Origin of the sequence: Nocardia spongicola (assembly GCF_047200775.1) — a bacterium.
Taxonomy (GTDB): domain Bacteria; phylum Actinomycetota; class Actinomycetes; order Mycobacteriales; family Mycobacteriaceae; genus Nocardia.
The window spans coordinates 629,181-647,274 of record NZ_JBJZOO010000001.1 but is presented as its reverse complement, the minus strand read 5'-3'; the positions used below and the strand labels follow the sequence as shown (position 1 = coordinate 647,274).

Annotated in this window: 14 protein-coding genes; 7 read left to right on the top strand and 7 right to left on the bottom strand. The window is 63.9% G+C overall.

Going from position 1 to position 18,094, the window contains the following annotated elements; all coding sequences use genetic code 11:
* Positions 1-263 precede the first annotated feature (263 nt).
* On the top strand, positions 264-1,640 hold the full coding sequence (locus ACL02S_RS02795) for a DUF2254 domain-containing protein (RefSeq protein ID WP_412800655.1): 1,377 nt from the start codon (positions 264-266) through the stop codon (positions 1,638-1,640).
* Between the two features lie 96 nt (positions 1,641-1,736).
* Here the strand turns inward: ACL02S_RS02795 and ACL02S_RS02790 are convergent, their stop codons facing one another.
* Entirely contained in the window at positions 1,737-2,453 is a 717-nt protein-coding gene (locus ACL02S_RS02790) for a metal-dependent hydrolase (protein WP_412800654.1), read from the bottom strand.
* An 85-nt stretch (positions 2,454-2,538) separates the two neighbouring features.
* On the opposite strand from ACL02S_RS02790, the gene ACL02S_RS02785 reads away from it, so the two are divergent.
* The 5 genes from ACL02S_RS02785 to ACL02S_RS02765 all read left to right on the top strand — a co-directional run bounded on the left by ACL02S_RS02785 (position 2,539) and on the right by ACL02S_RS02765 (position 7,648).
* Positions 2,539-3,282: a vitamin K epoxide reductase family protein gene (locus tag ACL02S_RS02785; RefSeq protein ID WP_412800653.1), complete on the top strand. Its 744-nt coding sequence runs from the start codon at positions 2,539-2,541 to the stop codon at positions 3,280-3,282.
* An 87-nt stretch (positions 3,283-3,369) separates the two neighbouring features.
* Complete coding sequence (locus ACL02S_RS02780; protein WP_412800652.1) at positions 3,370-3,534, top strand: hypothetical protein; 165 nt, start codon at positions 3,370-3,372, stop codon at positions 3,532-3,534.
* Positions 3,500-4,192 (top strand): class I SAM-dependent methyltransferase, encoded by a 693-nt coding sequence (locus ACL02S_RS02775; RefSeq protein WP_412800651.1) that lies wholly within the window; start codon positions 3,500-3,502, stop codon positions 4,190-4,192. The genes ACL02S_RS02780 and ACL02S_RS02775 overlap by 35 nt, the downstream gene beginning before the upstream one ends.
* Positions 4,193-4,723: 531 nt before the next feature.
* A complete protein-coding gene (locus tag ACL02S_RS02770; protein WP_412800650.1) occupies positions 4,724-5,545 on the top strand; it encodes an SGNH/GDSL hydrolase family protein in 822 nt (273 codons plus the stop codon).
* 168 nt (positions 5,546-5,713) lie between these two features.
* Positions 5,714-7,648 carry a cytochrome c oxidase assembly protein gene (locus ACL02S_RS02765; protein ID WP_412800649.1) on the top strand — a complete coding sequence of 645 codons (1,935 nt, stop codon included), beginning with the start codon at positions 5,714-5,716 and terminating at the stop codon, positions 7,646-7,648.
* Between the two features lie 11 nt (positions 7,649-7,659).
* Here the strand turns inward: ACL02S_RS02765 and ACL02S_RS02760 are convergent, their stop codons facing one another.
* On the bottom strand, positions 7,660-9,855 hold the full coding sequence (locus tag ACL02S_RS02760) for a heavy metal translocating P-type ATPase (protein WP_412801083.1): 2,196 nt from the start codon (positions 9,853-9,855) through the stop codon (positions 7,660-7,662).
* 173 nt (positions 9,856-10,028) lie between these two features.
* Here ACL02S_RS02760 and ACL02S_RS02755 point away from each other — a divergent pair, with 173 nt between their 5' ends.
* A complete protein-coding gene (locus tag ACL02S_RS02755; RefSeq protein ID WP_412800648.1) occupies positions 10,029-10,280 on the top strand; it encodes a zf-HC2 domain-containing protein in 252 nt (83 codons plus the stop codon).
* Between the two features lie 67 nt (positions 10,281-10,347).
* Here ACL02S_RS02755 and ACL02S_RS02750 read toward each other — a convergent pair whose 3' ends face one another.
* The 5 genes from ACL02S_RS02750 to scoE form a co-directional block, all read right to left on the bottom strand.
* Positions 10,348-14,523, bottom strand: coding sequence for an AMP-binding protein (locus tag ACL02S_RS02750; RefSeq protein WP_412800647.1), 4,176 nt, complete (start codon positions 14,521-14,523; stop codon positions 10,348-10,350).
* A complete protein-coding gene (locus ACL02S_RS02745; RefSeq protein ID WP_412800646.1) occupies positions 14,520-14,747 on the bottom strand; it encodes a phosphopantetheine-binding protein in 228 nt (75 codons plus the stop codon). Before ACL02S_RS02745 ends, ACL02S_RS02750 begins: the two co-directional genes overlap by 4 nt.
* Before the next feature lie 117 nt (positions 14,748-14,864).
* Entirely contained in the window at positions 14,865-16,388 is a 1,524-nt protein-coding gene (locus ACL02S_RS02740) for a long-chain-fatty-acid--CoA ligase (RefSeq protein ID WP_412800645.1), read from the bottom strand.
* Entirely contained in the window at positions 16,385-16,954 is a 570-nt protein-coding gene (locus tag ACL02S_RS02735; RefSeq protein WP_412800644.1) for an FcoT family thioesterase, read from the bottom strand. Before ACL02S_RS02735 ends, ACL02S_RS02740 begins: the two co-directional genes overlap by 4 nt.
* Positions 16,951-17,838 carry a (3R)-3-[(carboxymethyl)amino]fatty acid oxygenase/decarboxylase gene (gene scoE, locus ACL02S_RS02730; RefSeq protein ID WP_412800643.1) on the bottom strand — a complete coding sequence of 296 codons (888 nt, stop codon included), beginning with the start codon at positions 17,836-17,838 and terminating at the stop codon, positions 16,951-16,953. The genes ACL02S_RS02735 and scoE overlap by 4 nt, the downstream gene beginning before the upstream one ends.
* Positions 17,839-18,094: the final 256 nt, after the last annotated feature.

The window sequence follows — 18,094 nt, the reverse complement described above, 5'->3', positions numbered from 1 at the left end:
TATGTAGATATTCGCATCTAACTATGTATCTCAATAATCGATACCACATCCGGAACATACAAAAACAGCCATACTTCAACAGCAGCAAAGAAGGGGAGGGGCGATCTCTGGTGAAAGACGGAGATCGCCAGAGCATGCTGGTTTGTCCGTAGACCGCCGGTGGTATGCCCCGCATGCCGAACTGTTCTGTCAGCGGCACCCATTCGGGCAGAGCCGGACTGTGCTCTACACCGAATGGCGTAGGTTCGATCAAGGAGGACGCGATGAGCGCCGAACACCGGCCGGGTTCGCGGCCCATTCCACAACTGCGCGAGATGTTCCGGGCACAGTTGTGGCCGCTGCCTACGCTGGGCATCGCACTCGCCATTGCCGCTGGTGCGGGACTACCTCGGCTGGATGAGCACATTCAGCAGAGTATCCCGCCTGGGTTGGCCGACTATCTGTTCAGTGGCAGTGCCGACGCCGCGCGCACGATGCTGGAGGTGATCGCGGGATCCCTGATCACTGTGACGGCACTGACCTTCTCGCTCACCGTACTGACATTGCAGTTGGCGAGCAGCCAATTCTCCCCGCGGCTGCTGCGGACCTTTACTTCGGATCGATACGTCCAGACCACTCTGGCGTTCTTCCTGGGAACATTCACTTACGCTCTGACCGTATTGCGTACCATCCGCAACGGTACAGATGAGCAGGCCATGTTCGTCCCGCAGGTCTCGGTCACCCTGGCTTTTCTGCTTACTTTGGCCAGTGTGCTTGCCCTCGTGCTGTTCTTGTCCCATTTGGCGCGGGAGATCCGGGTCGAGGCGATGATGCGCAGCGTGCACGCTGCTGCCGACCACACCATCCGTCAGCTCCTGCCGACCGAGGATACTGCTGCCGGGAACTGTCGTGGCGCACTGCCCGCACCCCCGGCCGGCGCGGTGGCATTACCCGCAGACACCTCCGGCTTTCTCTCCTCGGTGAACGAGTCGGCCCTCCTGCGGGCCGCTGTGGAAGCCGACGCTGTCGTGCTCATCGACCGTTATCCAGGAAGCTCCCTGATCGCAGGCACCCCTATGGGAGCCGCGTGGACACGCACGGGCGAACCGTTCTCTGCCGAGGTGCGAACACGCCTGCTCGACAGTGTTGCTCGAGCGGTTGTGATCGGCCCGGAACGCACCGATCTACAAGATATTGCCTTCGGGCTTCGGCAACTCACTGATGTCGCAGTCAGAGCGCTTTCACCCGCGATCAATGATCCGACCACCGCTGTTCATGCTTTGTCGTACTCTTCGGCGCTGCTGTGCGAGCTGGCACGGCGCGACCCCGGCTCCCGGTTGTTATGTGATGATCAGCATCGGACCATCGTCGAGCTGCGCCGCCCGGATCTGCAAGAACTCTTGGATTTGGTGGTGGACCAGCCCCTCCGTTACGGCGCCACCGAGCCTGCTGTCCTGATCCGCATCGCGATATTGCTGCGTGAACTCGCCTGGGCCTGTGCCTCAACGCGGCAGCAACCCGTCGCTGCCGCACTGGCTCGGCTGCGTTCCGTTGCCGCCGCCCAGGATCTCCATCCCCTCGAACGTTCCCGTATCACCGAACAGATCCAGCTGATCGAACAGGCTATGGCGGGTCATTGGCCGTATGGACGTTCCTGTTGACAGTCAGGGGAGGGGAGTGGCGCAGTTCTGGTGGCAGCGGCCGCGGCGAGGCGATCACTAGGGTGCACGCCGCGGGCCACTGACGACGGCACGGTATCAGGATTGGTATGTGATGGTGTGCCAGAGAAAGGCGAGGGCACCGAGGGTGAACAATGGTGACACGATCCAGGTTTCGACCTTGTTCCCGGTACGAGTGATGATCGGGAAACTGATCCGGACACCGAGGGGCCAGAACAATGGGCAACCGCGATCGGTCAGGCAGTCACCGAGCAGATGCGCCAATGCGCCGATACCTACTGCGAACGGTAACCAGGCCGGTTTGTCGGCGATCCAATGATCCATGGCGAATGTACCGACGGTGGCCAGCACCACAATAGGTCCCCATGCCTTGAAGCTGTTACCGGAAGGGCACAGATGTAATGCGCGCACGGCCAAAGCCAGCAGGAAGAAGACCAGCCCAAGGGTGAACCAGCGGCCGAGCCATTGCTCACCGGCCCAGGTGCCTGCGAAGACAGCTACGACGAAGAGGAGCGAGTGGGTAGCGTTGCGGTGACCGCCGGAAATCCATGAGATGAACTTGCAGGCGTAATGGGTGATCGGGCCGAGTGTGTGTGCGAGTGTTCCGTTCGGATGGTCCGCATCGGGCAGCAACGCGGCTCCCGCGGTGAGGAATACACCCAGCAATAGATCGGCGGTACCGAGTTGTCCCATTGCGTCGTGGAGAGTGGGATAGGTCAGTACGCTGACCGGCAGCATCGCCGCTGCCGCCGACCAGGCCAGTGCGCCGCTGGTCGCATGTGAGTGTCCGAGCATCGGTCGAACATTAGTTCAGCTACCGGCTGGTAAGCGAATGCCGTTATGTGGTGCCGGAACGTGTATGGGCATACGCACGGCTCGAATGCCGAATGTCAACGGTGCGCAGGACTTTCTGCCCTACTGGCTCTGTTCTCCGGATGGTGCCATGCATCGTGCGGATATCGCCGCGAGCGCAGAGAAGGGTCCGGAATCACGTGAGTTGGTCCGAATGGTGAAAGTAGACAGCGATATCAGCAGTCGATCGGTGATCAGCAGTCGATCGGTGCGGCGGGTGTTGAGCGTGCCGGCCTGGTTGTTGCTCGGTGGTGGTCTGATCGGATGGTTCGCGTCACTCACCTTGACCATCGAGAAGTTCAAGCAACTCACCGAACCCGGGTATACCCCGTCATGCAGTCTCAACCCGGTCGTGTCCTGCGGCACTATTACGGCGAGCGAACAAGCGGCTGTGCTCGGGTTCCCGAATCCGATCATCGGGGTGGTCGGGTTCTCCGTGGTGGTCACCTTCGGTATGCAAGCTGTGGCGGGTGCGGAGCTGCCCCGGTGGGTCTGGCGTGGCCTGTGGCTCGGTGCCGCGTCCGGCGTAGGATTCATCTGCTGGTTGATCTTTCAGGCGCTGTATCGGATCAATGCGCTGTGTCCCTATTGCATGGTGGTATGGGCAGTCACACCAGCGTTGCTGGCGCTGATCACCGGACAGTTGCGCAGCTCGCATCCGGTGATCGCTATGGTGGCGCAGTGGCGTTGGACCATACTGGCGATCTTCTACGCCGTGGTGACCCTGTTGGTGTTCTTGCGATTTCAGGATTATTGGCTGACTCTGATGTGAGCGCATGACGATGTCGTACCCCTGCAGTAGATTCCAGGTCAGTTGCACTCATAGCGAGGTGTGGACGTCCAGGATGCGAGTGTCTGAATGAGCTTTCGCGACGCACTGGCTGTCCATCGCCAGACGGCGCTCGACGGCGTGCGGTTGCTGCAGGAGTTCGACATATTGGATACGGAGTCGCGCCGGGCGGCAGGCAAGCTCTCCGGTACCTTCCCGAATGTGTTCTTCCCGGACCGAAAACTCCGGTATTGACGGCAGATTCCTATCAAGCAGGCCGCGAAGCGGTTACCCTCGCGGTGTGGGAGGAGAGCGCTGGAATCACAACATCCATTATCACCGGATCGTACTCGACGCGGTGCCCGGCCACGCCCGCTCTGCGCTCGATGTGGGCACGGGGAACGGGCTATTGGCCGCTGATCTGTGTGCCGAGATTCCGGAGGTCGTTGCGATCGACGTGGATGCCGAGGTTCTGGATGTGGCACGCCAGGAGTGCGACGACGTCGAATGGATTCTCGGGGACGTGATGGCCTACCCCTTCGAACGGACATTCGACGTCGTCGCGTCAGTGGCAACTGTGCATCACCTGCGGGATTTGGCGTCCACGCTTCGGCGTCTCGCGGAGTTGACCTCACCGGGTGGTGTTCTGGTTGTGGTCGGCCTTGCGCGATCGACGAGTCCATGGGAGTTCGCTGTCGGTGGGCTCGGAGTTATCCAACAGAAGTGGCTGTCGTGGCGAAGAGGCTACTGGGAGCACACTGCGCCGACCGTTTGGCCGCCATCTCATTCGTATTCGGAGGTTCGAAAGTGCGCTGCAGAGGAGCTTCCTGGTGTGCGATGGAAGCTTCTGCCTATGTTCCGGTATGCGCTGATCTGGCGAAAGCCCGGTGATCGATCACCATCGCCGAGCTAGGGCGGCGGTCGGATCGGTATCGGCTGTTGTCCATCCGAGGATCCTGGCGTGGCGTGCGACAGTGGGGTACATCCCGAGGCAACTACTTGACATAATGTTGATTATCGGCGCAAATGTCGGGGTGGTGTGGAAGCGGTTGGTGTGCGTGTATCGCAGTACATGTGGGTGGACGCTGTTCGCCCTTGCGGGACATGCCGGTAGACCGGCCTGGCTGCGGGCTGCTGTGGATGAGTGCGTCGTCTGATGTGCGTGATCTGGATGGCAGGATTTTTGCGTGTCGTGATGACCGGTTGTGATTGCGAATATTGCGAATATCCGTGAGCTTTCATGAGTTTCCCTTTCTCGGTTTTCCATGGTCGTACTGCTGTTGTGTGCAAATATTGAAACGTCACTGTGACAGATGGGATCGTGTCCCCCTTCTGGTTGAGACGGTTGTCGCAGATCTACATCCGATGTGGAGGAAGTATGCGAGGGGCAACGCGTGCACTGGTCAGTTGTGTGATGGCCGGTACCTTTCTTTCCGGTATGCCGATGTCCACTGCGATGCCGTCCTCGGGCTTCGGTGAGTATGTCGCCCTGGGTGATTCGTGGGCGGCGGATGCCACCCTGAGTCAGCCGACGGCCGAGTTCGTGCCGTTGGGGTGTGGGCAGAGCCGGGCCAACTATGCCAAGCAGGTGGCGGCGGCGCTGGCGATACCGGTGTTCCTGGATGCGGCTTGTGGTGCGGCGAGAACGGTTCATATGACGGCCCCGCAGGCCACTGAGCTCGGGGTGAACGCGCCGCAGTTCGACCGGCTCTCCCCCGGTACCGATTTGGTGACTCTCGAAATCGGCGGCAATGATGCCGAATTCCCCTCCGCTATCCGGGGATGCTTGACACCCGATCCAGCGGTATCGCCGTGCCAGGACAAGTTCGTGGTCGGTGGAGTGGATCGGATGTCGGTGAATATCGCCGCGGCTGAGCCGAAGGTCGCGGCGGTGATCCGTGGTGTCCAGGCGCGGTCGCCGCGCGCGCGGATCCTGCTGCTGGACTATTTCCAAGGTATCGATACCGGAACGGGGTGTTATCCGGAAATTCCGATTTCTGCGGTGGATTCGGCGTGGTTGGGGCGTAAGTTACTCGAGCTGAACGCGATGTTGGCTCGGGTGGCGGCGGATACCGGTGTGGAGTATGTCGATACCTATTCGTCGAGTGTCGGGCATGATGCCTGTCAGCCGGCGGGGGTGCGATGGGTGGAGGGTTTGGTCCCGTTCTCCGAGTACCCGGTGGGGCCTGCGGTGCCGTTTCATCCGAATCAACTCGGCGCGGATCATCAGGCCAGGACCTTGTTGGCGGTCTTGAAGAACGGGTGATTCCTGTTATCGCCTGGTGAGATTGGGCACCGGCGTTGGTCCGGCTCGGTTTTCCGGCTATAGCGCTCGTCATACCGAGCGGCCGGAACCGGCGGGACTGTTTCTTCCGACTAACTGGGGTGGGGCAGCGCGAACAGTGCGAGCCGGGATGGTCGGAAGGGACGTAGTGTGACAGTTCGAACGATCTGGTTCGGTTCGGTGCTGGTAGCGGTGCTGGTGGTTGTCGGGGCGGCCTGGTCCGCTCAGGAGTTTCCGTATACCGCCGCGGGCACGTCGTATCCGGGGCTGATCCATGCGTTGATGTATACCGGGCTGCGGGTGGTGGCCGTGGTGGCCGGAGCTTTCACGCTGGGTGCGTTGGTCTATTCGGTGTGCGGTACGGCGGTCGAGGGGCGCGGGCGGATCGGGGTGGATGGGTACGCGGGAATCCGGGTGGCCGAGCGAGCGAGTGTGGTGTGGGTGGTGGCCGCGCTTGCGTTGATACCGGTGACCGCGGCCGAGATCGGCGGTAGGACCACGGCGGAGGTGCTGCGCAGTGGTGCGCTCGGACCGTTGGTCGGGGCGAGTGAGAAACCGAAGGCGTGGATCGTTGTCGCGGTGTTCGCCGCTGTTGTCGCGGTGGCGTCGCGGTTCGTTCTGTCCTGGGCTGGGGTGGTGTTGCTGGCGTGGATCGCGGCGATCGGTGTGCTGCCGCCGGGTGTCGTCGGGAATGCCGGTGAGGGGCCGGGGCACGACTATGCGACCGGTGCGATGCTGATCTTGCAGATGGTGATCTCGGTTCCGGTCGGATTGTTGTGGTGTGTGAGTGCCCATCTCGTTCGCGGGGGTGGTCATACGGTGGCTATGGTGCGCCGGGCACGGTTCGTCACGTGGCTGTGTCTGGGTGTCGCGGCGGTGTGTGGGATGGTGCTTGTCGCGATACTTTTGCCGTTGTCGCGGGTGTTCACCAGTGGATATGGGTGGATGGTCGTCGCGGCAGGGGTGCTGATGGTGCTCGTGTCGATGCTTATGTGGCGGGCTGGTCGCGGGGCGGGCCGTGCTGTGGTGTTGTCCGCGGCGGCGGGTGGTGCGGCGTTGGTCATGCTCGCGGTGCTCAGTTGTGCGGGTGTGCGGCCTGCGCCTGCGTTCGCCGACCGGCAGTTCACAGCGCAGCAGGTCTTTCTCGGTTTCGATATCGTGGATCCGCCGTCGGTGCTGCGTATGGTGACGTTCTGGCGGTTCGATGTGGTGTTGGGCAGTGTGGCGGTCGCGGGGGTGGTGCTGTATGTGGTGGGGGTGCTGCGGTTGCGGCGGCGGGGTGATACTTGGTCACCGTGGCGGACTGTGTCTTGGCTGGCTGGTTGTCTCAGCATGTTGGTCATGACGTCCGCTGGGGTCGGTGTGTACGGGTACGCGATGTTCAGCTTTCACATGATCACGCATATGGCGTTGAATATGGTTGTGCCGGTGCTGTTTGTGCTCGGTGCACCGGTCACGCTGTTGTTGCGGGTGGTGCCCCCGGCGTCGCGTGGTGGGCTTCCCGGAATTCGGGAAGGGGTGTTGGCGGTGTTGCATTCCCGGCCTGTCGCGGTGGCGGCGCATCCGGCGTTCTCTCTGACAGTGTTCGTGGTTTCGCTGTACGGCCTGTATTTCACGCCGGTGTTCGAGACGTTGATCCGCTATCACTGGGGGCATGTCTTGATGAACGTGCATTTCTTGATCGTGGGTTATTTGTTCTATTGGGCGATCATCGGTATCGATCCTGGTCCGCGGCGGTTGCCGCATCTGGGCAGGCTGGGCATGTTGTTCGCGGTGATGCCGTTCCACGCGTTCTTCGGTGTTTCGGTTATGTCGATGACGACGGTGGTCGGGGAACGTTTCTACACTGCTTTGCAGTTGCCGTGGGGTATCGATCTGTTGGCGGATCAGCATTCGGGTGGTGGTATTGCCTGGGTGGCCGGTGAGGTTCCGGTACTGATTGTGGTCGGTGCGTTGCTGAGTCAGTGGTTCGTGCAGGATCGCAGGACGGCGGTACGTACCGATCGGAAAGACGAGGTATACGGTGACTCCGACCTCGACGCGTACAACGCGATGCTTGTCGAGTTGGCCCGCACTCGCCGTTGAGTGGCGGTGGGTCAGCCGCGATGGGTTCGCGCGCGGCGTAGCCGCAGGCTGTTGGTGACGACGAAGAATGACGAGAAGGCCATTGTGGCTCCGGCGATGAGTGGGTTGAGCCAGCCGAGTGCGGCGATCGGGATGGCGATGACGTTGTAGCCGAAGGCCCATGCCAGGTTGCCTTTGATGGTGCGCAGGGTGGCGTGGGCGAGGTCGATGGCGTCGGGCACGGTGTTCAGGTCGGCGCGGACCAGGATGACGTCCGCGGCGGCGATCGCGATGTCTGTTCCGGCGCCGATGGCCATCCCGAGGTCGGCGGTGGTCAGTGCTGCTGCGTCGTTGATGCCGTCGCCGACCATGACTACGCGGTGTCCTTGTGCGCGCAACTGTGCGATTGTCGAAACCTTGTCTTGTGGCAGTAGATCGGCGGCTGTTTCGGTGATGCCGATCTGTTCGGCCACCGCGTGGGCCGTGTGCTGGTTGTCGCCGGTCAGCATGAGGGTGCGTAGGCCTTGGCTGTGGAGTCGTGCGATCGCGCCTGCTGCGGATTCCTTGACGGTGTCGGCGACCGCGATGACGGCCACAATAGCGCCGTCGACGGCGATGAAGACGGCGGTGTGCCCGGACCTGGTGTGGTGGTCGTGTGCTTTCTCCAGTGCTGTGGGGGTGGTGAGTCCGTGCTGGGACATCAGTTGCGGTCGGCCGATGAGTACGTGTTTGCCTTGTACGATGCCTCTGGCGCCGAGACCGGGCAGTGCCTCGAAGGATTCGGCTGTGGGTAGTTCGGTGTGTCGGCGTGCGTGCTCTGCTATTGCTGTGGCCACGGCGTGTTCCGAGGCTGCCTCTACTGCGCCTGCGAGGCGGAGTACTTCGGATTTTTCGATCCCGTCCGGCACGGTGATGTCGACGATGCTCATCCTGCCGTGGGTGAGTGTGCCGGTTTTGTCGAATACCACTACGTCTATATCGCGGGTGGCTTCGAGTGCCTGATGGCCTTTGATGAAGATGCCCAGTTGCGCACCGCGTCCGGATGCGACCATCAATGCTGTCGGGATGGCCAACCCGAGCGCGCAGGGACAGGCGACGACGAGGACTGCGATGGCTGCTGCCCCGGCGCGGTCGGTTCCTCCTCCGAGTAGCAGCCATACCGCGCCGGTGAGTGCGGCGATCGCGAAGACGAAGGGTACGAATACTGCTGATATCCGGTCGGCGATCCGCTGCATCCTAGCTTTGCCTTGTTGTGCCTGTTCGACGAGCCGGATCATGCCCGACAGCATGGTGTCGGGGCCTACGGCGGTGGTTTCGACCACGATTCGGCCGGTCAGCGATACTGTTCCGCCGAGGACCTCGGCGCCTGCCGCTATGTCGACGGGTATCGCTTCGCCGGTCATGGCGCTGGTGTCGATACTGGATGTTCCCGAGATCACGATGCCGTCGGCGGCGATTGTTTCGCCGGGGCGGACGAGGAAACGTTGACCGTGGCCGAGTTCGGTGGTCGGTACGGTGATTTCGCGGCCGTCGCGGGTCAGCACTGTGACTTCGTGGGTGGCCAGTTCTGCCAGCGCGCGCAATGCACTGCCCGCGGTGCGTTTGGCTTTGGCTTCGAAGTAGCGGCCCGCGAGGACGAACGCGGTGATTCCGGCGGCCACTTCCAGGTAGATCGAGTCGCTGGACCAGATCGCCGCCCATACCCCGGTGGGGGTTTCGGTGCGGGTGGGGCGCAGGTACATCGTGTGTAGTGACCACAGGGTGGCGGCGAGCACTCCCACGGATACGAGGGTGTCCATGCTCGCGCCGCCGTGGCGGGCGTTGGTGAAGGCTCGTCGATGGAACGGCGCGGCGGACCAGCAGACGACGGGCGCGGCGAGCACGGTGAGCAGGAGCTGCCATCCGTGGAAGCGGGTGCTGGGAATTATCGCGAACATGACTGATAGATCGGCCAGCGGGAAGAACGCGATGAGTGCGACGAACAGTCGCCGCCGCAGATCCGCTACCGCACCGTCATCGTTTCCGGTGCCTGCGAGCGCGGGGCGTGCCTCGGTCGCGGGCTCGGCGGTGTAGCCGGCTGCGGTGATCTCGTTGCCTACGTGTTCGGCCGAGATCGGCGGGGTGGCGTCGATGGTGGCGGTGCCGGTGGCGTAGTTGACCGATGCGGTCACGCCGGTCATTTTGTTGAGCCGTCGTTCGATCCGGGTGGCGCAGGCCGCGCAGCTCATACCGCCGACTGTGAGGGTGATTCGGGTCGGTGCGGTGTCGGAGTCGATGGTCTGGTCGATGGTCTCGGGATGCGGCACTGCCAGGTAGTCGGATGAGGGCGTGCGCTGGTTCCCGCTGTCGCGTATTGTGTGCCGCCATCGGCCGTGGCTTCTCGGGGTGGGAGAATCGGCTTGTGAAATGCTCGGTAGCGCGGGAATCATTGTCTGCCCGGCTCGATGGCGAAGCCGGGGCTGTGCCGTCGAGCCTGCTCGATGAACACCTTGCGCAGTGTTCGGGTTGCCGCTGGTGGTATGCGGCGGCAACCGATGTGACTCGGCGGGTGCGGGTGGGTGCCGCGCCGGTTGTTCCCGATCTCACCGATCAGATCTTGGCGTTCGTTCCGGATGATCTGTCGGTAACGGCAGCGGAGCCGGATGCCCACTGATGGTGGTGTTGTGCGTCGTGTCCTGTTGGGATTGGTCGGTGTGCGGTAGGACGGGCTGGTTGGCGCGTCATGGGTGCCGTTGACGGCCGGGTGCTGTGTTTCCCTGCGGTGCGGTGCGGTGGTTCCCTCCCCCGCGCCGGAGAAGTGTGGCTGCCTCGGTGGCGGAGAGGTCAGGTGTCGGTGTGGTGTGGTCGGATACCCAGTCTCGGTCGAATCCGGCCAGCTGGATATCGCACCATCGTATGACGGCGGCGCGTAGTGGCGGGGCGAGGTTCTGGCAGGTATCGATGCTGTCGCGCCAGTGATCCAAGGGGATGGTCGGCATCCGGGTGCCGGTGAGGTGAGGTAGTACGTCGGCGAGGGCGACCGGCTCGGGGGTGAGCAGATCGAGTACTCGTGGTCGGGGTGTCGGGTCGGTCCCTATCGCCGCGGTGATGATCTTGGCGGCGATGTCGGCGCGGACCATCGGTTCACGCACTTCGGTGTGTGGTAGAGATCCGATTGCGGTGGCCGCGGTGGCCAGTTCGTGCAGGAAATCGTGGTCCAGGTCACGTGGATCGGCGGGATGGGGCAGGATTCGTCCCACTCGTGCGATGGTCGTCGGTATTCCGAACTCTGCGGCGGCAACCGTCAGTAGATGCTCGGCCACGGATTTGCTTTGTGCGTATCCCGTCGGTAGTGCCGCGGGATCGGCCAGTGTTCCCCGCGGTCCGGCTGCGGTGGCGGTGGAGATGAGTGTCAGTGTCGCGTCGCAGGTGCGTGCGATGCGTAGTAGGTGGTGAGTGGCCGCGACGTTGACGCTGCGCAGGCTCTGATAGGAGCGGACCGCGCTGATCACCGCCGCGCTGTGCACGATGTGACCGATTCCGGTGCGTGTATCCAGTTCGGTCGCGAATTCCGTTGTGGCGCAGTCCCCGAGGGCGACGGACAGTCGGTGGGATGCCAGGGCGGATCGGAGGTGGTGTGCCGCGGACTCCGTCGCGGATGCGGTGCGCAGTCGATGCTCGGCGTGTTCGGTGGACTCCGCCCGGACCAGGACCGTCACGTCATGGTCGGTGGCGGCCAGTAGTTCGGCCAGTAGGTATGCGCCGAAGAAGCCGGTGGCGCCGGTCAGCAGGATCCGGTTCGTGGCGGGGGGCGCGGATGGGGTGAGGGATGACAGAGTGGCACGTAGCGCCGTGATTTCTTTTTCGTGTCCCGGGTGGTCGGTGTCGGTCCGGTCCGGTCGGTGGAGGTGGGCGGCGAGTTCGGCGGCGTTGGGCCGGGCGAGTATCTCGTCCACGGTTACCGTGTGTCCGGTGGCCAGGGTCAATCGGTTGGCGAGGGCCAGGGTCTGCATGCTGGTTCCGCCTGCGGCGAAAAAGTCTTCGTCTGCGGTGAGTTCGTCGTGGCCGAGGATATCGTGGAAGACGCGCAGGATGTGTTCGACGTCGGGTTGGGCGATGGTTTCGGTCGCGATGAGTGCCGTGCGGTCGGCTTTGAGGTTGCGGGTGCGTGGGATGCGGTCTACCGCGATGATCCGCGCTGGAACCCAGGCTGCGGGTAGCTGTGTTGCCAGCTGTTGCCGCATGGTCGCGAACCATTCGGGTGTGTGGGGTCTGTCCACGGTTACCAGTGCGTCGAAGGCGAATTCGCCGCGCCGTGTGATCAGTGCGTCGCGCACCCCTGGTTCGCGGCGCAGGAGGTCTTCGATCACGCGGAGACCGATGCGCTGCCCACCGATTTTGATCACCCCGTCGTCGCGTTCGATGAATTCGAGTACTCCATCGGCGCGCACGCGCACTCGGTCACCGGTCGCGAAGGTCCTTACTGTCCGGTCCGCGATCCGGGTTGTTCTGAATCCTGTTCCGGCGGTTGCGGGCAGGTATCCTTCGGCCAGCATCGGGCCGTAGAGGTGGAGGTATCCGACCGGATCGTCGTGGTCGTGGTCGGCGGGTTCGAGGTGGTCGACGGCGAGTATCGCTCCCGCGTGGGGGAACAGTGGGCCGAGCGGGACGGGAGCTGCCGGATCGTGTGCCGATGCGATGTCGGTACTCGCGCAGACGACCGCGGCTTCGCTCGGGCCGTAACTGTTGTGCAGTACCGGGCCGCCGTGCTGTAGCCAGCGCGCGACCAGCTCCGGTGATGCCTCTTCTCCCCCGATCACGATCCGGCGAACCGTCGTCGGCAGGTGGGCGGTGTCGGTGTCGACGGCGAGGGCGAGCTCGTGCCATACGGCGGTCGGTAGATCGAACACGGTCGCTCGGGTGCGCTGGGCCAGGGCGAGTAGCGCGACCGGTGCTTGCCGGTCGGCGGGTCGTGCGGTGACCACACATGCTCCAGCGGCCAGGGTGACGAAGATTTCCTCGATGCTGGTGTCGGCGTGTAGTGGTCCGAACTGGATGACGCGGTCATCGGGTTGCCACTGGTAGCGGTCTATCGCGTCGGTGACGAAAGCGGCGAGTGCGGCGCCACCCACACGGACGGCTTTCGGTTTTCCGGTGGACCCCGAGGTGAGTACCGCGTATCCGGCTCCGCGTCGGGATGCTATGGGTGTGTGGTTGCCGAGGAGCTTTGGGTTCGGTGCGGTGGCGGCGATCATGGCGGTGCTGCCGGGTGCTATCGCGCGGGCGAGTGCGGCGTGGTGTGGGGGGTGGATTATCGCTGTGGGTGCGATCGTGTCGACCAGTGTGTGGAGGTCGCCGACCGGAAGTGTGGGGTCCAGCGCGATATGCGCGGCACCGGCGAGCTGGATCGCCAGGATGGACACGATATCGGCGCCGTCGCCGCAGGGCAGTATCGCGACGATATCGGTGGCGGTGACACCGCGATCGATCAGTTCGGCGGCGCGTGTGGTTGCCAGTGCGAGTAGTTCCGCTCGGGACAGCAGGTGGTCGTCGTCGAGGAGCGCTGGTGCTTGCGGGTCGGTGTCCGCCCAGGTGCGCATTCGTGTGATCGGGTCACCTACCTGTGTATCCGCCGGGGTTTGGATCGGCAGGTAGGTGACGCCGATATCCCGGACCAGGCGGGTGCTGTCGGTCCCGGCTTCGGTGATGGTGCGGTGGAGCGCGTCGGCGTGCTGGTCGAGTGTTCGGGGGGTGTAGCAGTGCGGGTTGGCGTCAAGGACGAGTTCGGCGGTACCGGTCCGCAGGTAGAGGTTGATCGACAGATCTTCGACCGGTCCGGCGCTCAGGTTGTGTGCACGCACCTGGATGCCGGGTAGCCCCAGGTCGTAGTCGAACGGCATGATGTTGACCATCGGGCCGAGTAGGCTGCGTCCGCCGCCGATCAGGCCGAGTTCCGCGCGTAATCGTTCGTGCCGGTAGCGGGCGTGTCGCCGCGCGGTGCGCAGTTCGGCTCCGATGCGTGTGGTGAGTTCGGCGATGGTCTCGTCGGGGTCGACTCGGACCGGTAAGGCTATGGCATTGAGCACCATGCACGGTACGGTCGCGGCGGGCGAGCCGATCCGGTTCATCATGGGCACGCCGAGTGCTACGTCACGTTCTCCGGTGCGGCGGGCGAGGTAGATCGCTACCGCCGCGAGTATCGACTCCGCGATGTCGATGCGGGTGCGGGGCGCGGGTTGCCAGGAGGTGAGGGGGCGTCGTGTTCGGTGGGTGCCGATGGTGGGTGGGTGGGGTGTCGCGGTCAAGGTGGGTGCGCTGCGACCGGTCAGCGTTGTCCGCCAGTGTGTTCCGTCTTCGGCGCATCGGGTGGAACCGTGGTATGCCGTGTCGTCGGCGATGACATCGGTCAGGCTGTGGGTGAGCGGTGGGACGGTGTCGCCGGTGCCGGCACGGTAGTGGTCGGCCACCCGTCTGGCGCACAGTGCGAAACCGTAGCCGTCCAACGCGATGTGGTGTGCGCGGTGGTACCAGTACACCTGTTCGTTGTCGAGCACCAGGATGCGGTGGTGTGTGGTCACACCGTGGTGGGGGTCGGACGGTGTGTCGAGGTCGGCGCGCATGATCGTCATCGCTTCGGCATGGGGATCGGCGAGCTGGGTCAGGTCGTGGACGGTGACGGGCACCTCGTCGGGGAGGCCGATGATTTGGTGGGGACCGTGTTCGGTGTGTATCAGGCGGATTCGTTGTGCCTGGACGTCGGTGATCATGCGGCGGATCGCTTCGGCCAGTGCGGTTGGATCGACGGGGCCGTGCAGCGCAAGGTATTCGGCCAGGAGGAATGCTCGGCTGTCGGGCCACAGGCGTTGGGCGTCGACGATGCCGCGTTGTGCGGCGGTGAGGGCGATCGGGGTGGTCATCGGTGCTCCGTCAGCTGCTCGAGCCACAATCCAAGTACCGGTTCCTCGGCCAGGTCGGCGAAGGTGATCCTGGTTCCTGCCGCGCGCCAGCGCTCCACCAGGGTGGTGAGTCTGATCGAGTCGAGGCCGAGGTCGGTGAGGTCGGTGTCGGGATGTAGTTCGGTGGGGTCGGCGTAGAGCACGTCGGCGATATCGGTGATCACGTGTTGTCGGCTCAGCCGCATAGTGGTTCCTTCCTCGGGTGGCTCGACAGCCGCGGGGACACTGCCATCGCGGTGCTGGAGGCGGGCGGTGCGATGGCAGGCCACAGTGCGTGTTTCGGCCGGGGAGGCGCGTTCGTCTCAGTTGACGCGCCGATCACGATCCGCCCAGAATCGTTCCCGCAGTGTGCGGCGCAGGATCTTGCCGCTGGGGTTGCGTGGGATGGTGTCGAGGAACTCGTAGCGTGACGGTATTTTGAACGCGGCGAGTCTGCCGGTCAGGAAGCGTACGAGGTCTCGGGTGCGTAGCTCGGTGTCCGGGTGGGTGACCACGAACGCGTGCACACGTTCACCCCAGGTGTCGTCGGGTGTGCCGATCACCGCGCAGTCGTATACCGCGGGATGCGCGGTGATCGCTTTTTCCACTTCGGCGGGGTAGACGTTTTCTCCGGCGACGATGATCAGGTCTTTGACCCGGTCACGCAGCACCAGATAACCGTCGGTGTCGAGGTATCCGGCGTCACCGGTGCGGATCCAGCCGTCGGTCAGGGTGGCGGCGGTGGCCTCTGGGTCGGCGAAGTACTCCACCATCTGGGCCGGGCTGCGTAGGAACACCTCGCCGGATTCCCCGGTCGTGGCGCGTGTTCCGTCCACGCGGCGGATTTCGATGTCTACGCCAGGGTATGGTGTGCCCGCGGCGTGCAGGCGCTGCTGCCCGGGCACGTGGTCGGCGGGTGGGAGGCAGATCGCGGTGTTCCCGGTTTCGGTCAGACCGTAGATCTGGGCGAATTCGCAGCCGAAGGTGTCGACGGCGCGGGTCAGCAGATCCGGTCCGATCGGGGATCCGCCGTAGACGATCTTGCGCAGCGAGGCGAAGTCCGCTGCTGCTTTCCCTGGTTCGGACAGCAGCATCAGCAGCATCGACGGTACGAAACAGCTTGTGGTGACGTTGTTCTCCCGGATCGCGGTGATCGCTGCGGTCGCGGTGAAGGCCGGGATCACCACATTGGTCACACCGGCGCACAGACCTTGGAGCGCCCACCACAGTCCACCGATGTGGAAGGTGGGTAGTGCGAGCAGGTTCACCTCGGTGGGGTGCCAGTCGATCCAGTCGAGTCCGGCGGTGTCCAGCATGTTACGGACGGCGAAGAAGGTGCGATGCGCCAGCACCACACCTTTCGGGGTGCCGGTGGTGCCGCTGGTGTACATCTGCACGACCGGGGTGTCCGGTGTCGCGGTGACCGCGACGACCGCAGCGGGTTCGGTAGGTGTACGCCAGGATTCGAAGTCCGTGACCGGAACCACGAGATCGCAGGAGGATCCGATACGCGCCGGATCGTCGGTGACGACGAGCCGTGCGCGGCTGTGCTGGAGGATATCGGTGATTTCGCCGGGGGCCAGCCGCCAGTTGATCGGAACCAGGACTGCGCCGATGGTGGCGCAACCGTAGAGCAGCTCGAAGACGGCCGCTGTGTCTTTGGCCAGGTAGGCGATCCGGTCGTCGGCGCGGATACCCGCATCACACAGTGCCTGTGCCACTGCTGCCGCGCGGGCGGCGAGGTCGGCGTAGGTCGTTGTGGTGTTCGCTTCGAGCAATGCCGGATGTGCCGGGCGGGTGGCAGCGTGCCGCTGCAGGGTGGGTATCAGTGTCGGCAGGTTGTTCACCGGCCTGTCTCCCGGCTATCCGGGCGTGGCGGGTCCACCAGCACGATCTCGATGTCACCGGATGCGCTGCCGGTGGCGGTATCGGTGAACTCGACGTGGGTGCGCAGCGCGAGCAGCGGTCTGGACCGATGCCGGAATTCGACGGCGCCGATGGTCAGTTCCGCGTGGTAGGCGTGCGGGTCGATGGGTCGGCGGTAGTGGCTGTCGAATCTGCTGATGAGTACCGAGGGCAGTTGGCGGACCCAATAGTCGTCCAGCGACCAGTCCGCCAGTTCGGGGATGAACCGGTCGCGGATCGCGGCGGCCAGGGTGTAGTAGAACAGCTGGTTGTAGGAGATGGTGAATTCGACCGCGTTGAAGTGGCCGGTGTCATCGATGTAGCAGGACTGCGCGATGGCGAAGTCGCCGGCGCCGACGACGTGTTCGCCGCGGTGTTCGGCGCGGGCCCGGTGCAGGTAGACGGTGTCTTTATGGGCGTAAGGCCGCATGGCGCGTTCGAGTAACGCGATGTCTTCGGGTGGGCTTTCGGATACGGGTCGGGTTCCCGGTGCTGTGCTGCTGGTCATGCGGCGTCCTCCCGGGTCAGCGGGTATTCGTCGAGCACGGTGACGCGCAGCGATTCGGTTGCTTCGTTGCTCGGATTGTGCAGGGCGCGGTGGATGAGGGTGCGGTTGTCCCATAGGACCAGGTCGCCGGGCTCGTAGGATTGCAGGAAGATGTTCTCGTGCTCGTATCGGTCGTCCAGCTGGCCGGATTCGGTGAGCAGGTCTGTCAGTAGTGTCTCCGGCAGCGGTGTCGCGGACGCGTCTTCGATCGCGTAGGTGAACGCCTCCGACAGATACAGCACCTGTTCGCCGGTCACCGGGTGGGTCATCACGGTGGGCCATCGCTGTGCGGGGGTTTTGCGTTCGACCTCCGCGATGAGTTCACCCAAGGGGCGGAAGACGTCCGAGGGCCGGATCTTCACGTAGCGGCGGGCGCTGTGCTTGCAGTACGTGCCGGTGATCGCGTCACGTAGCCGCGGGCTCAATCGTCGATAGGCCTCGGCCATATCGATGAAGTAGGTGCCTCGGCTCGCGGTCGGGAGGCGCTGCGGGTAGAACAAGGTGACGGCGAATGGTTCGGGCATGAACTGGTAGTCGCTGTGCCAGAACGCGCCGGTCTTGGGTACTCCGATCCGTCCGGTGTCCCGGTCCAGGTTCGAGGAGACGAAGACGAGTTCGTTGTCGGGGTGGTGATACATCGGTTCGTAGTACGGCACCGGGGTGCCGAATTCCGTACCGAGCGCGACGAACTCGGTGATATCGAGTGACTGCCCTTTGAGCACCACGATCTTGTCGTGATAGATGTGCCGCCGTAATGTCGCCAGATCGTCCGCGGCCGCGTCGGCCGGGTCGAATCCGTGCACCTCGACGCCGCGACGATCCCCGGTTCGGGTGTCGATTCTCATGTGCTTTTTCCTCTGTCCAGCAGTGCGATCCGACGGTTGTGCGCCCCGGAAGACCGCGATGTTCACTCGAGCCGACATCACCGGCATGCCACCAGCCGTTGCTGTCGTGGGAGGTAGTCGGACAGTGGGGCCGTTCGGTTCCCGGCGCCGCACACAATGTTCCCTTCGTCTCAGCGGGGGTATCGCGCAGCGCCGTGGCGTGGTTGATCCCGCCGGATACTGGGGTGGTGGTGCGGAGGTGGCGTGCTAGGCTGCC

Bases quoted from the DNA above. Each gene is read 5' to 3' on its own strand.
- ACL02S_RS02790 (WP_412800654.1), bottom strand. From the start codon at position 2,453: ATGCTCGGACACTCACATGCGACCAGCGGCGCACTGGCCTGGTCGGCG.
- ACL02S_RS02760 (WP_412801083.1), bottom strand. From the start codon at position 9,855: ATGAGCTGCGCGGCCTGCGCCACCCGGATCGAACGACGGCTCAACAAA.
- ACL02S_RS02780 (WP_412800652.1), top strand. From the start codon at position 3,370: ATGAGCTTTCGCGACGCACTGGCTGTCCATCGCCAGACGGCGCTCGAC.
- scoE (WP_412800643.1), bottom strand. From the start codon at position 17,838: ATGAGAATCGACACCCGAACCGGGGATCGTCGCGGCGTCGAGGTGCAC.
- ACL02S_RS02770 (WP_412800650.1), top strand. From the start codon at position 4,724: ATGTCCACTGCGATGCCGTCCTCGGGCTTCGGTGAGTATGTCGCCCTG.
- ACL02S_RS02735 (WP_412800644.1), bottom strand. From the start codon at position 16,954: ATGACCAGCAGCACAGCACCGGGAACCCGACCCGTATCCGAAAGCCCA.
- ACL02S_RS02775 (WP_412800651.1), top strand. From the start codon at position 3,500: ATGTGTTCTTCCCGGACCGAAAACTCCGGTATTGACGGCAGATTCCTA.
- ACL02S_RS02745 (WP_412800646.1), bottom strand. From the start codon at position 14,747: ATGCGGCTGAGCCGACAACACGTGATCACCGATATCGCCGACGTGCTC.
- ACL02S_RS02750 (WP_412800647.1), bottom strand. From the start codon at position 14,523: ATGACCACCCCGATCGCCCTCACCGCCGCACAACGCGGCATCGTCGAC.
- ACL02S_RS02795 (WP_412800655.1), top strand. From the start codon at position 264: ATGAGCGCCGAACACCGGCCGGGTTCGCGGCCCATTCCACAACTGCGC.
- ACL02S_RS02785 (WP_412800653.1), top strand. From the start codon at position 2,539: ATGCCGAATGTCAACGGTGCGCAGGACTTTCTGCCCTACTGGCTCTGT.